The sequence below is a fragment of the Chitinophagales bacterium genome, from assembly GCA_020636535.1.
GTDB lineage: Bacteria > Bacteroidota > Bacteroidia > Chitinophagales > JADIYW01 > JADJSS01.
The window spans coordinates 2131084-2146812 of record JACJXT010000011.1 but is presented as its reverse complement, the minus strand read 5'-3'; the positions used below and the strand labels follow the sequence as shown (position 1 = coordinate 2146812).

Here is a 15729-nt window from a genome sequence, read left to right as displayed (position 1 = left end):
AATTTCTTTTCCAACCTTTGCAAATGCTTTGATTTTTCCTTTTTGCTTTTCGAGTTCCTTTGTTGTTGCATTCGAGAGAATCCCTGCAATTCGGTATGGGTTATTATTTATTAGTTCCATATTTTGTCGGTTGATTTTCTTTTCCTAAAAATACTTTTCATTCTATTTATTTCTTTACGGTTTCCCTCATTCTTTTCGTTTTTCGTTCAGCGTTGGCAAAAAACAGCTCTTTTGGTTTTTGAGCGTTGGCTTTGTGTGTTGGCAAAACCAAATGTGCTGTTTGTGCGGTCGGCTTTTTTCAGCTTGTGGCTAACTTGTTTATTTACGCAACTTATTGCGTAAATATTTTCATATATCGGCAAGTTGTTGCTATAACAAGATACGCAATTATTTTTAATTGATAAATATTTTATAGAAAATCTAATGGCGAAGGTGTATTATTAATGTGTATATTACTTACATGTGTATATATTTCAGTTGTTTTACTACTTTGATGTCCTAATAATACTTGTATACTTCTAAGATTTACGCCTTTTTCATATAAATGCGTGGCATAGCTGTGTCTAAGTGTGTGTGGTGTAATTTTTCTTCTAATTTTTGCTTTTTTAGCAGCTTGTTTTACAATAACTTGCACACTTTTGGTACTGTATGGTAGTGGATTTTGTTTAGTACTGAATTGTCCTTCAAATAGGTATTTATATGGTTTATAAATTTTAAAGTATTGCCTCAGTTCAATAAGTAGTGATTCTGGAATTGGAATGATTCTATCTTTTTTTCCTTTTCCGCATATAATTTTAATGTTTTTTGCATTGCCATTTATATGTTTAATTTCTAAGTTAATTAATTCGCTAATTCTTAAACCACAAGCATAAATGGTTTTTAGTATCATTAGATGTTTAAAATTATTGATAGATTGAAACATGGTTCTCACTTCTTCTAAGTGTAATACTTCTGGTAATTTTTTTTCTTTAAAAGGTCTGTCAATAACAATATCAGCTTTAGGTTTATTTAAGCAATTTTCCCAATAAAATTTAATGGCATTAATATTTTGGTTTTGAAAACTTGTAGAAGTATTGTTTTTTATTAGCTGCATTAAATATTGTTCTGCATCTATGGTGTCATCAATGTTATTGTTATAACAAAATGACCAAAATTGATGTAAACAGGTTAAGTAAATACGAATAGTATTTTTGCTATAGTTTTTGCGAAGTAATTTTTGTTTTACAGCATTGTATTTTTGAGTCATAGAATAAAAATATACAAAAAATTTTAAAAATATACAAGAATAATTATATTTGCAATATATCAACCGTTGATATACTTATAATTTTATAAAATTAATTATCAATTAGTTATGAGTGAAAAAGTAAGTAGAAAATGTAAAATTTGTAAACAAGAGATTTACGGAAGACCTGAAAAACTATTTTGTTCGGTAAAATGTAAAAGTTACTATCATTATCAATTAAGAAAGACAACTAATATTGAAGCTGAAAATATTGATAAAATATTACATAGAAATAGATCTATTTTGTTAGAGATTTTGGGTAAACGATTAACGCAGAAAAAAGTAAATAGATTGGTATTAGAAAATAAGAAGTTTAGGTTTAAATATTTAACTCACTTTCATATTAATAGACATGGTAAAATGTATCATTGTATTTATGATTTTGCTTGGATGGAGTTTTCGGATGATGCAGTTTTAATTGTAAAAAGATAAACTGTTTTTTGTAGCACAATTTGCATAAGGGATAGAACGGAAAGCCCACAGCGACGATAGGAGCGAGGACTTGTAGTGATAGCCCGACCGTAATGTAATGGAGGTTATGCCATAGATTTAGTCATTAGTCAATGGTTATTAGTATTTAGTAATAAGTTATTTGTTATTATTAGATGTTTTATATTAATTTACAATGCCTATAATTTTAAAGACATTCCAAATGTTTCTGTACCAGAATTTGTATTTGTTGTGCTTGGCTTGCAATTCTTCTCGTTGCCAAAAGTGTAATTGATGTGTTGGATACAAATATCCAAATTCGTAGGCAGTATGACTTTTATGCTGATAGCTTAAATCGTGTAGATTGTACCTATAGTGTTGCTCTCTTTGTTGCACTATTTGTTGTGCTTGTTGTCGGATTGTAGTAGCACTGTCTAGTAAGTAATCAATATTGTTTTTTTGCTTGTCGATTTTATTTGCTCGATAGTTAATTAAATATTTTAAAGTATAATATTTGTGTTTTGCTCTTAATAGTGTTATATTAATGCCATCTATCAATTCTTGTTCTAATACATTATTGCTTGTTGGTTTGTTTAGTTTTTCTTGTTTATTAATATATGAATTTATATTATTAATATATTTGTTAGAAATAAAATTTAATTCTTCTTGTGTTGCTTTGTTTCTAATGTATTTATAGGCAAGTTCTGGTCGTGGATGTAATTCTAAATTTATTTTTCCTCCAATTTCATCAGTAATGGTTTGTGCTGTGAGTACTTTTATAAGTGTGCTGTCTTTAATATAGCGTTCTTGTAATAAATATGATTGTTTAATATAATTAAATATAGTATCATTTTTTACTACATCGCTTATGTATTGTAATGGATATTTATCGATAGTTATGTTATCTATTTCATAATTCCAAGACCATCGTGCTATGCTCCAATCGATGAGCCAATAGTTCCATTCCCAACCAGAAGTAAAGGTAAGATGACCTGTTATGTGATGTGTTTCACAGAAGTTAATATCGTCTAATCTTGCTTTTAAATATGACATTAAGAACATAGGAACGCTATTGTCGAAAGTAATCCAATAAGCAGATTCTGGATAATACCAAACCGTTCGTTTTTGTTGTTCTTGTAGTAACAACTGTTGCATGTGTTGCAGATTTTCGTTCTCGTACACTGGAGCAACTTCATCTATTAAACTATAAAACATTACCGTGTGAATCATTAATCCATGTTTGTTGTTGAGCAAACTGTACAAGTCGTTTTTGTTATTAGATACCATTTTATTGGCTTTTACAACATGACTTCGACTCATTAATACAATATTGTTTTTATTTAATAAGTTTTGTATTAATTCTACTTGTGCTAATAATTTACTATAATCTTGTTGTGAAAATTCTGTTGATGATAGCTCTAAATTCCAGATATCGAAACCTGCTTGAGCTAACCAATTGACATTGTCTATAATTTTTTTATCGTGTTTGAACCAACCACTGTATAGCTGAAATGCTTTTTGTTGAATCATGTGTATAGATAAATCGACACCACAAAAAATGCCTCGTTGATGTGCATAATTTGTAATGGCTTGTGCGTGTGCTAACCACGAATCTTTGTTGATGCTTTCTAGTAAATTGAACTCGAAATAATTTTGTCCGTTTCTAGCCAACCAGTCGATGTATTGTTTTACTTCGTTGAGTGCATTGGGTTTGGTTTCGTCTAACAGAAATTCTGTTAACTCAATTGGATGCATAGTATGTAAATGAAAACCATTTTTGCTAAAGACTTGTTCTCCTTTAAACGATTTAAAATTAATTAGTGATTCTTCTATTTTATTTGGAATTATTTGTTCTTTGGTATGATAAAATTTAAAACCCAATTGCTCCTGTAAAAGTGCATATAATCCATCGGAAAATGCTTTATAACTATTAGCAGTTAAAAGGAGCGTAGTATTGTTTTTTGTCCACTCGAATTTGTTTTTAAAATCATTGTTGTTGATGTTTATGTTTGCAATGAAATCGTTTGATTGGCTTAATTGAATTTGATAGTCAGTAGTAACTTTTGAATTAATAGATAATGTATTTTCTTTTGTTTGATTGACGAGTTGTTGGATATCATTTATAGTTATTTTAGTTATAGTATTATTTAATATACTAGTATCTGCTTGTATATTAAACGAAAGCGATTTTATGGTAGTGCTAATTGATATTAGTCCAATAAATATGATGTATTTAAGTTTGCTGTGCATCTAAACAAAAGTAGGTAAAAATATTTTTGTTTTTTGCTAAGTAAAGTATAAGGTTTGAAGTGTCAGAAGGCAACTTCAGACATCACAGAAGTGTCAGCAAGAAATTTCTGACATCACAGAAAAAGATGAGTACTATTTAGATAAAACTTTTTTGAGGACTTCTAACAGTTCATTATTGTTGAAAGGTTTTGGAATAAAGGCATCAAATCCAAGCGATTGATAATCGAAATCACTTTCGGTAATAAGACTTGCAGTTGTGCCTAAAATTTTATGATGCTTTAATTGTTTATCGTTTTTAATAAAAGCAGCAGCTTCAAATCCATTCATTATTGGCATATCTAAATCCATAATAATTAAATCTATATGATGTTTATTCTTCTGTAAGAAATCAATACAAACTTTTCCATTTTCAGCTTCAAAACAATGAATAGAGTTTTCGTTGATAATTAGTGTATTGATGGTAATGAATCTGTTTTCTTCTGTATCATCAACAATTAAAATCTTTTTGTTTTTTAGAAAAGCTAAGTCGTTGATATTTTCTGTTTGTGTAGCAATAGCATCTATTTCAATTAAAGGTAATTGAATGGTAAATGTAGTACCAACATCAACTTTACTTTTTACCTGAATATTGCCATGCATTAATTCGACCAACTTTTTTACAATAGACAAACCTAAACCAGTGCCTTTGTATTTGCGTTGTTCTTTATTTTTTACTTGCTCGTAATGATCAAAAATATTGTTTAAATTATTTTTTGGAATACCAATTCCTGTGTCTTTTATTTGAATGATTAATTGTTCGTTTTTTTGTTTGATTGTAGTGGTGATATTTCCTTTAATTGTAAATTTTAATGAATTACTAATAAGATTTGTAATAACTTGTTCTAGTCTGTTTTCATCACCTTGAATAACTAAAGGCACATCATCATTGATTTTAAATTTTAACTGTACTGCTTTGTTTTGATGAACAGCAATAAATGCATTTTTAATATTGTCGAGTAGTTTATCTAAGTGAATTTTATCGTTGATGATTTCAAATTTACCAGCTTCAATTTTTGAAATATCTAATATGTCATTAATTAAACTAGATAATTTTTTACCTGAATTTTGTAGTACATTGATATACGGTTGTTGTTGCTCGCTTGGATTGCTTTGCGATAGTAAATCGGAAGCACCTAAAATTATATTGATAGGTGTTCTAATTTCATGACTAATAGACGCAATAAAAACAGATTTTAACTCAGCTTTTTCTTGAGCAAACTGTTTTTCTTTTCGAGCGTTTTCTAAACCAATTTTTGCCAAAAAAACATTGTTGCTTTGCGAGTATCCTTTTTCCATTAATTCTATTTTACACTCATATAATTTATCATAAAATAAAAGTGCTTGTTCTAGTTTATTTGTTGCTTTATACAATTTTATTAATGCTTCGAAAATAGCAGCATTACTTGGATCTTTCTTATGCTTTTGTTTTGTATTATCTATATAAATAATTGAACTCAATAACATTTCTTCAGCTTCTTCATATTGCTGAATATCTAACAACATAATGCCATAACTCTTTTTAATATCTATCAATAAATCTAACTGATATTGTTCTGCAATAGCAATACTTTTAATGAAAAAAGATTCTGCAATTTCAAATTGTTTTAATTTTCGCTGTAAAATTGCATAAGAAGCATATAAACGAGTAAGTGCAATATTATCTTTAATTGCTGTTTCTTGTTGCATTGCTTTATCTAAAAAACTGAATGCTTTATCTAGCTGCTCGTCCCAATTATAAATATTTCCAACATTAATATAATATTCAATTATTTTTTCTTTATTTTTAATTCTTTCTGCTAAATTGAGTGCTTGTTCGTAAAGCTCAATTGCTTTTTTAAATTGCCATAAGTTGAGTTGTTTTCTACCTATAATATAATATAAATCAAAAGATAAGTCGTATAACTTATTATTTAATGCATTATTGAGTGCTTCTAAATAAATTTCAAAACTGTTCTTATAATCGTTGATGATGAAATATAAATCAGCTAGTTCTGCTTGTAGTTTTATTGTATATTCTAAATTACAAGTATCTGTATGATAAATACTTTTTTGTAAAAGTTCAATCGCTTCGATATAATTGTGTGCTTGTTTGTACTGTTGTACAGTGTCTAAAATTTTATCACAATCATTTTTTTTGAGCGATTTAGTCATTCATTATCTAATTATATTACCTGAGCTTATATTTTTTGCATTGACAAATACTAACTTTCCATTTTCATCTTCTGCCATTAAAATCATTCCATTACTCATAATGCCTCTCAATTTTTTAGGTGCTAAATTTACCAATACAGCAACTTCTTGTCCTACGATTTCATCAGCAGAAAAATGTTCAGCAATACCAGAAACAATGGTTCTTTGTTCAAAACCAACATCAACTAATAGCTCTAATAATTTGTCTGCTTTTTCTACTTTTTTGGCACTTACTATTTTTCCAGTTCTAATATCTAATTTATCAAAATCTTCGTAAGCAATATTTTCTTTTGGTGGAGCAACTGTATTGATTTCAGTTGTAGCTAATGTATTTTTTAATTTTTCAATTTGAAACTCAATCTGACTGTCTTCAATTTTTTCAAAAAGGAGCGTAGCTTTATTAATTTTATTATTTTTTATTGTATAGTGATAACAATCTAAATTATTAGGAATTTCTGTGTTGAGTAAAGCAAAAATTTTCTTAGCAGTAAAAGGCAACAATGGTTGAGATAAAACTCCAAGAGCATACACCCAATCTAATCCAATGCTTAAAATATCTTTGGTTTTATCTGGATTTTTTGTATACAATTTCCAAGGTTCTGTTTCTGCTAAAAACTTATTGCCTTCTCTTGCAAAACTCATCAGTTCGTTTAAAGCATCTTTAAATTTGAATTTTAATATATAATTTTCAATATTTTTTAATGTAGCATCAATCGTTGTTTTCAAAATACTATCATTCTCTGCCATAGATTTTTGTAATTGATAATCGATATTACCATCGTAATACTTATTAATTAAACTTATAATTCTATTAACAAAGTTTCCGTAAGTTGCTACCAATTCATTGTTTACTTTATCTTGAAAATCTTGCCAAGTAAATTCGCTGTCTTTATTTTCTGGCATATTGGCAATCAACACATAGCGTAGTTCATCTTGCTTGTTTGGAAACTCTTCTAAGTATTCATGTAACCAAACTGCCCAATTTTTTGAAGTAGAAATTTTATTGCCTTCTAAATTCATAAAAGCATTAGCAGGAACATTAGTTGGTACAATATAGTTGTCTGTAGTATGTAAAATAGATGGAAAAATGATACAATGAAAAACAATATTATCTTTTCCTATAAAATGTACCAATTCTGTTTTGTCGTTTTGCCAATAATCTTTCCAGTCTTTACCATTAGCATTTGCCCAATCTTTTGTAGCAGAAATGTAGCCAATTGGTGCATCGAGCCAAACATACAACACCTTGTTTTTAGCATCTTCCAAAGGCACAGGAATTCCCCAATCTAAATCGCGTGTCATAGCTCTTGGTTGTAAACCGTTATCTAACCAAGCGTTGCACTGACCTAATACATGAGCTTTCCAATCTTTTTTATCTTCATTGTTGAGCCATTGTTTTAACCAAGCTTCTTGTTCATTGAGTTTTAAATACCAGTGTTTGGTTTTTTTAAGAATAGGTGTATCGCCACTAATGGTTGACTTTGGACGGATGAGTTCTGTTGGACTTAAACTGCTTCCACATTTTTCGCATTGGTCGCCATAGGCATTTTCGTTACCACAATTTGGACAAGTACCAATAATATATCTATCAGCTAAAAATTGATGAGCAGTTTCATCATAGTATTGTTCTGATTCAATTACTTCAAATGCATTTTTATCTAATAATTCTAAAAAGAATTCTTGAGAAGTATCGTAATGAATTGGTGCAGTTGTTCTGTGATAGATGTCAAATTCAATCCCAAAATCTTCGAATGATTTTTTGATAATATGATGGTATTTATCTACAATGGCTTGTGGTGTAGTGTTTTCTCTCATGGCTTTAATGGTAATAGCCGCACCATGTTCATCACTACCAGACACAAAACAGACATCATGATTTTGTAGACGCAAAAATCGAGCATAAATGTCGGCTGCAATATAAGCACCAGCTAAATGACCTATGTGTAATGGTCCATTAGCATAAGGCAAAGCAGCAGTTATAGTATATCTTTTTTTCAATGGATTCTTTTTTACAAAGATAAAATTTTAAGTATATAAATTGGAAATTACAATTTTAATACAAAAAAATCTACTATTATGTAATTTGGGAAGTATCTCATTTTGTTTTAATGTTTAGCTATACTTTAACCGACTAATAAGTTCATGAAAAAGATATTGTGTTCATTATTATTTTTTCTTTTTGCCTTGACACAAAAAGAAACAAAAAAGTCAAGAAGCATTTAAGGCAATTTTGCTTTACTCTATTTTTTTATTTTGGTAAAGCAAACCGATGATAAATTTGTCTCTACATGCCTATTGCTCGTTCCTCGCAATGCAATTTCGAGACATTTACCTCTATTGCTGAAAATGCTTCAAAGCCAAACTGCTTTAGTATGTGCTTTTTATACCTTGTTTTTATACTATATATAATAAGATGCTGTGTTTGTCAAAAAAATATGTAATTTGGATTTAATATGAAAGCAGTAGAGCAATATAGAAATCAGTATAGGCAAAATTTTATTGGTAAAAATTACAATGGCTATGCTCATGTTTTGTTTGTAGTATTTTGGTGTGTTGCTGTAATTGTTTTTTGTGTGCTGAATATTCATCAAACAACATGGAAAGAATTATTAATTATACCTTTTACATTTATATATATTAATTGGATAGAATATATTGGACATAAAGGACCAATGCATCATCAAACAAAATTATTGAGTAAAGTTTTTGAACGACACACGATGCAACACCACCACTTTTTTACTTACGATAATATGTCGTTTGATAGTACAAAAGATTTTAAAGCTGTTTTGTTTCCACCTGTGTTGTTGATTTTCTTTTTTGTATGTTTTGTATTGCCTGTTAGTCTATTGATATTTTGGTTGTGGAATACGAATGCTGCATTAATTTTTATGGCAACCATTATTGCTTACTATTTTAATTATGAGTTTTTACATTTTTGCTATCACTTACCAGAAAACCATTTTTTACTAAAAATTCCATTAGTAAAACGATTAAAAAAATTACATCATACGCATCATGATACAACACTGATGACTAAGTATAACTTTAATATTTCTTATCCAATTTTTGATTGGATTTATGGTACAATTTATAAGAAATAATAATAAACTTTAGAAATAGTCAATATCTATAAATACATTGACATCATTAATTCCATTGTTAATTACAGAATTAATGTTAGATATAAAATTATTATTATTAAATTGATAAGAATAACTTGCATTTAAATTTGATGTTGTATTAAATGAGTAGGTTGATTCAACCAAATATTTACTAATACTAAAAGTATAATAGCCATTTAAACTTAATACAAATGGTAAATTCATGTATGGATTATTGTTATAAGTAACACTTCCGAACAAATCTACAAAAGACAGCATTAAATTATAATCTATTGAGTTTTGAATTATGTTGGTATAGGTTAATCTAGCAGTATCATAAAATTCATTGTTTGGAATTAAAGGATTATCAGTATGTTTATTAACATAATTAATCATTGAGGCATTATCATCATAATTAAAATCATACATAATTGATTGATAAAAAGAAATATAAGCAACATTATATTGTATAGAATATAAAGTATCTAATTGATTATTTGTACTGATGTATTTAGATAGAACTTTGTATTCATTATAAATTGAGTCGTAATATGTAATTTTATCTACGGTGTTATTAGCATTAATATACACTTGTATTGGAGTACTTTGAACACCACCTTCATAAGCGAAAGTTACTAATATATTTATAATATTATTTATTGGTCTATTAATTGTAATATAGCTTTCATTACCAATAGTTATAGAATCTAACCAACCGTCTGTGGCGTCATAATGGAAAAAAAGTGTATCAGTTATAAAAGGGCTTATTTCATTGTCAATAAAAATAGACTTTATTTTATTGTCTATTGTATTTGTTGGATTGTTATTGTCTTTATTACAAGAAGATACGCCTATAACAATAATTAGGAAAATAAGAAATGATTTCATAAGACTTAAATTTATTCAATTAAAAATAAGTATATTTTTTCAATTATGTTAGATAAAACATTTTTTTAGTAAAAATTTAAGAACAGTTTTATTCAATACTTTCTGTTGGTTGAACAAAAGCTATGGCTTCATGCATTTGAGAAATATCGAAATAGCGTTCGTGTCTGCCTTTACTTGCTCTTTCGAAGAACAAATTATCAATAGGTACTAATGCTTTTAATATTTTAGAATGTGCTACTAGAGCAAGATGTCCCATTTGTTTATAATGTCGTAATGACCAAAATATGTCTTCCATAAATGCTTTTACGCTAGAATGACTCATTTTCATTTCGTCTAGCTTAATCAATACATGTACTTGAGTAAATCCTTGGTCTAATTTTTCTTGAAATAATTTTTGTGCTAACTTTTCATCAGTTTCACTAAAACCATCAATTACTTCAATAGCTAATGTGTTTCCTTTAAATGTTTCTAATTGCTCTATCATAATATGTTTTTTAATATTTATATATTGTTTCAATGTAATATAAATAAAAAAGACCTATTAAAAAAATATAATAGGTCTTTTGGTGTAATAATTTTGTTAGCTACAAATTACTCTGGTTTTATTTCTTCTATGTCGTCGTTGCTTTTATTATTGCTTTTTGTTTTGTTTTCTTTATTGGTAGTTGGTTTTTCTTGTTTTTCACTACCTAAATAGTTTGGTAAATCCATACCTGCTACATTAAAAATATCTTGTAATGGTGGAACTGATTTATAAATTCCTGATAGGAAATTAGAAGTTGCTGTTTTACCATTTTCTGCACCATTGCCATTGTCCCAAACTGTAACTTTATCAATTTTAATATTTTTAATTGCTTCAGATTGTAGTTTAACCAACTCAGGTAATTTGTCTGCTATTAATAATAATACGGCATCTTTTGGATTGTTGTTGGCAGATTTCACAATCATATCTAAACCTTCGGCTTGCTTGGTTAAGATTTCATACATACCACGAGCTTCTGCTTCTAGTTTAGCATAAATAGCATCGGCTTGACCTTTGGCTTGCTCTCTAATTTTCTCTGCTTCTGCTTGTGCTTCAATAATGGCTTTTTGCTTAGCAATTTCTGCTGATACTACAATAGAGGCGTGTTGCTCTGCTCTTTCTCTTTCTGCTCTAGCTTTTTCTGCATTTTCTTCTGCTTTATAGGCCTCTTCTAATGCTTTTGCTTGTTGTACTTTTTCTGCTGCAATGGCTCTCTTTAATGATTCTGCTTCTCTTTCTCTTCTTTCTGCATCTGATTTTGCAATTTCTATTTTGGCTAAGTTTTCACCTTCTACTGCTTTTGCATTAGCATCAGATACTTTAATTCTGGTATCTCTGTCTGCTTCATACTTACCAATAGATTCATCTCTTTTAGCTTCTGCAATTAAAATTTCTTTGTCTTTAGTAGCTACTGCAATTTGCGAATCTCTGTCTCTCTGAGTTTCTGCAATTTGTACATCTCTATTTTTCTGTGTGATTTCAATTTGCGTGTCTCTTTCTCTTTCTGCTTCTGCTTTACCAATTTCACCAAATTTTTCTTGTTCAGCCACACTCTTTTTAGCTTCGTTAATAGCTTTTGCAGCTGCTTCCTTTCCTAATGCTTCAATATATCCACTCTCATCTTTTATATCTGTAACATTGACATTAATAAGTTTTAAACCTATTTTCTTCAATTCTGCTTCTACATTACTAGCAACATTAGATAAAAATTTATCTCTGTTGTTGTTGATTTCTTCAATATCCATCATGGCAACCACTAAACGCATTTGACCAAGTATAATATCGTTTGCTAAATCGTGAATATCTTTTCTTCCAAGACCTAATAACCTTTCAGCAGCATTGTCCATAACACCAGGTTCTGTAGAAATACCTACTGTAAATTTTGAAGGTACATCAACTCTAATATTTTGTTTACTCAATGCATTGACCAAATTTACTTCGATAGACATTGGTGTTAAGTCCATAAAAGCGTAGTCTTGAATGATTGGCCACACAAAAGCAGCACCACCATGAATACATCTTGAGGTGAGCGTAGTATTGTCGTTATTGTTACCTACTTTTCCGTATACGACTAGAATTCTGTCAGAAGGACACCTTTTATATCTTTTAAAGAGTGCAAAGGTGAGTGAAAATACAAATAGTACAGCAAGTACAATTGCAATTAAAATAAATGTTCCCATATAAAATTATTTAGTTGATTTTTGATACTAATAAGGTGTTGTTACCTACAATTTCTATAACTTCTACTAGCGTGCCATTGGCAATATCTTTTTTATCGTTGGTTATGGCATCAAGTTCTAGTAACGCATTATTTATTTTGATATTAATTTTTCCTAATCCATTATTGTTAGCAGGAATAGTTAAGTATACAGTTCCTTTTTTACCAATGGCTTTGTCTAGTTTTAATGTACCATCGTATTTTAGTTTGGAGATAGATTTGAATAAAAACATCATTATTGCAACCATTGTAACACCAGCTATTGATGCAATTATAATGGTTGGTAAATAAGACATTCCGTTTTTAAAACATGCTAAGCCAATCCAACCAAACATAGTAAAGAATGCAATTAGGTTCTTTAATGTAAGATATTGCGAGTCAACACCATCATCGTGTCCAATTGCTTCATCAGCGTCACCAAATGCACTAGCATCATCTATATCGCCTCCAAGAAAAATCATTATGGTTTGCAATAGAAATAATAATGTAGCAATAATTGCTATTACAAATAATATTTTCTCAAATATGACTAAGTGCGACCAAAATTCGTTAATTATATTCATAGTTTAAAGATATTTATAGAATAACCAATTTGAAAAAATATTAGTTCCCAAAAAATAAAAAATGTGGATAAAATTAATTTAAGGAGTATATTCAAACTGTAAACTTTTTTAGGATGATACAGTCTTCTGCCCAATGGGCAAACCGTCATGTTGAGTGATAGCGAAATCTACCTGCTCGGTAGGCAGGCATTTCCAACAGGGCAAATACTTGTGCCGAGCTGACATCATGCTCTGCCCAACAGGCAAACCGTCATGTTAAGCGATAACGAAATCTACCTGCTCGGTAGGCAGGCATCTCCAACTGGGCAAACACTTGTGCCGAGCTGGCATTATACTCTGCCCAACAGGCAATGAGTCATGTTGAGCGATAACGAAATCTACCTGCTCGGTAGGCAGGCATCTCCAACTGGGCAAACACTTGTGCCGAGCTGACATCATGCTCTGCCCAACAGGCAAACCGTCATGTTGAGTGATAACGAAATCTACCTGCTCGGTAGGCAGGCATCTCCAACTCAGCAAACACTTGTGCCGAGCTGACATCATGCTCTGCCCAACAGGCAATGTGTCATGTTGAGCGATAACGAAATCTACCTGCTCGGTAGGCAGGCATCTCCAACTCGGCAAACATCCATGCTTAGCTGACATCATGCTCTGCCCATATTTCATTACTAAAATAAAGTCTTTTTAGGTATAACTCATAGAAACTATACTCTTTTCTTATTAAAAAAGTAAGCAAATTCAATAAGAAATTATGCTAAATCTAAGTATTTCATAGATACCCATTTTTCATCAATAGCAATCTTAGCCCAATCATTTATTGCTTCAAAAATAAAGACCATATCGCCTTTAAGTACCTTATCTAATTTGGTATAATTGACTGATGGTCCTGAACGCACATTAAGCACATCAGTATTTACAACAGCAGCTTTTATAATATCAACATATCTGCCATAAACCCATTCTTCTTTAGATTTTGATATTTTATACCAACCGTCTCTTTTTTCCCATATCCTAATTACCGAACCATAACTTGTAGTATATGCAATATCAAAGCGAGTACTTATACCTGTTCTTACATTTAAAGTATTGGCTGTTACAATACCATATTCAAATTTATCAGTTAAATGGTTACCTTCTTCATTTAAATTATACACCTGTAGTATTAAAGGCAATAAATTTTGCTCACAGTGTCTTTTAGTATTTCCACCAAAAAAGTTAGTGCCTGGACAAGATTTTGAAGCAAACCAAGTGTGATATAAGATTCTATCAGTATTTACAGGTATATTAAATCGTTTACAAAGTGCAGCACTTACTTCAATAATAGAACGCTTTTGTTCAGTGGTCATATTGTCTTCACCTATATCAAAATCTCCAAGATTTTCAATACAAATGGCATTGCTATTCTTGCCTGAAATTCCAGCTGGATTATCTTCTAAGCTTCTACCTGTTAAAATAGTACCATCAGGAAAAATGGTAAAATGCTGTGCAATATTTGAAAAACCTCTGTCTCTATGACTGTTTTTCATAGCAAGTTGTCTTTCAAAATGATTATCTCCAGTAAAGTGGGCGTAACTTGGCACCCAAGTATGATGTTCTTGAAGATATAAAATATGTCTTGCAACATTTTGTTCTTTTATCCATCGTTTAAACTCAGGAAGTGTCATTTTAATAAAGCCGTATTTTGTTTCCATAATAAATGATTTTATACTAAGGTATAATAAATATTCGAACTTTACAAATTTGTCTTTGTTGGTTTAAATAAAAGAAGCATATATAGCACATTGAACATTTGTTTTATATGCTAACACTTTTTAATAAAAACAGACTAAATAAGTACTTAAAATATTAAAATCTATTAAATAATTATGGCAACAAACAATTAAGCATGTCTTTTGCGTTATACCCTACAATAAATATTTTTAATTTTTAAAAAATCAGAATTATGGCATTAAATTATTTACCAAGAACCGATGAAGCATTGGAAGCTTGGCTCAGAAATTTCGCAACAAAATTACCAGCTCATGCTAGTAAATATGTTATTACACCAGCAGAAATTGCAGATGTTACCAAAAGCGTTAACCATTTTGCTTATCAATTACAAGCAACTATGGCTTATACCGAGTACAACAAAAAACAGAAAAAGTTCTTAAAAGAATTAAAAGATGGTTTATTGGCTGGTGCTACTGTAGGTAGCATTGCAACAACACCCAACTTAGGTACAGCACCGCCTGCCACCACGGCTGGCTTTATGCTTAGAGTAAAATCATTGGTTAATCGTATAAAAAGCAATATCAGTTATACGGTTGCTGATGGTTTAGACTTAGGCATCGAATCTACCATACCTAAAAAAGCAAAACCCAATATAGATACCATTAAGCCAACGCTTAAAATAAAATTAAGCAAAGGCGGACAACCAGAAATTGTTTGGACAAAAAGTGGTATGGATGCAATAGAAATTTGGGTAAAACGACCACACAATGAAGATTTTGTTTTACTGAACATAGATACTAAACCTAATTATATAGACAAACACGCTTTACCCGAGAAAGCAGAACACTGGCAGTATAAAGCTATTTATAGACAAGACGATGGCATTGTAGGTCATTGGAGTGATATTATAAGCACGACTGTTGTACGACAACATTTGTAAGCTTGTTTGAATTTTACCCATAATGAAGAGGAGGAGCATTTGCTCCTCCTTTTTTCTTTCCGTCATCCTGAGCAACGCGAAGGATCCCTTA

At 30.0% G+C, this 15729-nt stretch carries 12 protein-coding genes; 3 read left to right on the top strand and 9 right to left on the bottom strand.

Translation table 11 applies throughout. From position 1 onward, the window contains the following. Positions 1-409: 409 nt before the first annotated feature. Positions 410-1246: a tyrosine-type recombinase/integrase gene (locus H6553_09840; protein MCB9034126.1), complete on the bottom strand. Its 837-nt coding sequence runs from the start codon at positions 1244-1246 to the stop codon at positions 410-412. 108 nt (positions 1247-1354) lie between these two features. Between H6553_09840 and H6553_09835 the strand changes: the two genes are divergently transcribed. After that, the gene (locus H6553_09835) at positions 1355-1717 is read left to right on the top strand and encodes a hypothetical protein (GenBank protein ID MCB9034125.1); all 363 of its coding nucleotides are present in this window, start codon (positions 1355-1357) and stop codon (positions 1715-1717) included. A gap of 183 nt (positions 1718-1900) precedes the next feature. Here the strand turns inward: H6553_09835 and H6553_09830 are convergent, their stop codons facing one another. From H6553_09830 to metG, 3 genes are all read right to left on the bottom strand, one after another. Beyond that, entirely contained in the window at positions 1901-3964 is a 2064-nt protein-coding gene (locus H6553_09830) for a hypothetical protein (GenBank protein ID MCB9034124.1), read from the bottom strand. Between the two features lie 132 nt (positions 3965-4096). Next, on the bottom strand, positions 4097-6154 hold the full coding sequence (locus H6553_09825) for a tetratricopeptide repeat protein (GenBank protein MCB9034123.1): 2058 nt from the start codon (positions 6152-6154) through the stop codon (positions 4097-4099). 3 nt (positions 6155-6157) lie between these two features. Then, complete coding sequence (metG, locus tag H6553_09820) at positions 6158-8191, bottom strand: methionine--tRNA ligase (protein MCB9034122.1); 2034 nt, start codon at positions 8189-8191, stop codon at positions 6158-6160. A 455-nt stretch (positions 8192-8646) separates the two neighbouring features. On the opposite strand from metG, the gene H6553_09815 reads away from it, so the two are divergent. Further along, positions 8647-9297 (top strand): fatty acid hydroxylase family protein, encoded by a 651-nt coding sequence (locus tag H6553_09815; protein MCB9034121.1) that lies wholly within the window; start codon positions 8647-8649, stop codon positions 9295-9297. A gap of 9 nt (positions 9298-9306) precedes the next feature. Here H6553_09815 and H6553_09810 read toward each other — a convergent pair whose 3' ends face one another. The 5 genes from H6553_09810 to H6553_09790 form a co-directional block, all read right to left on the bottom strand. Further along, positions 9307-10185: a hypothetical protein gene (locus tag H6553_09810; protein ID MCB9034120.1), complete on the bottom strand. Its 879-nt coding sequence runs from the start codon at positions 10183-10185 to the stop codon at positions 9307-9309. Between the two features lie 88 nt (positions 10186-10273). After that, positions 10274-10669 (bottom strand): STAS/SEC14 domain-containing protein, encoded by a 396-nt coding sequence (locus tag H6553_09805; protein ID MCB9034119.1) that lies wholly within the window; start codon positions 10667-10669, stop codon positions 10274-10276. Between the two features lie 107 nt (positions 10670-10776). After that, entirely contained in the window at positions 10777-12387 is a 1611-nt protein-coding gene (locus H6553_09800; GenBank protein ID MCB9034118.1) for a flotillin family protein, read from the bottom strand. A gap of 10 nt (positions 12388-12397) precedes the next feature. Further along, complete coding sequence (locus H6553_09795) at positions 12398-12988, bottom strand: NfeD family protein (protein MCB9034117.1); 591 nt, start codon at positions 12986-12988, stop codon at positions 12398-12400. A 749-nt stretch (positions 12989-13737) separates the two neighbouring features. Further along, a complete protein-coding gene (locus H6553_09790; protein MCB9034116.1) occupies positions 13738-14679 on the bottom strand; it encodes an SH3 domain-containing protein in 942 nt (313 codons plus the stop codon). Between the two features lie 251 nt (positions 14680-14930). On the opposite strand from H6553_09790, the gene H6553_09785 reads away from it, so the two are divergent. After that, positions 14931-15638 (top strand): hypothetical protein, encoded by a 708-nt coding sequence (locus tag H6553_09785; GenBank protein MCB9034115.1) that lies wholly within the window; start codon positions 14931-14933, stop codon positions 15636-15638. The last annotated feature ends 91 nt before the right edge of the window (positions 15639-15729 follow it).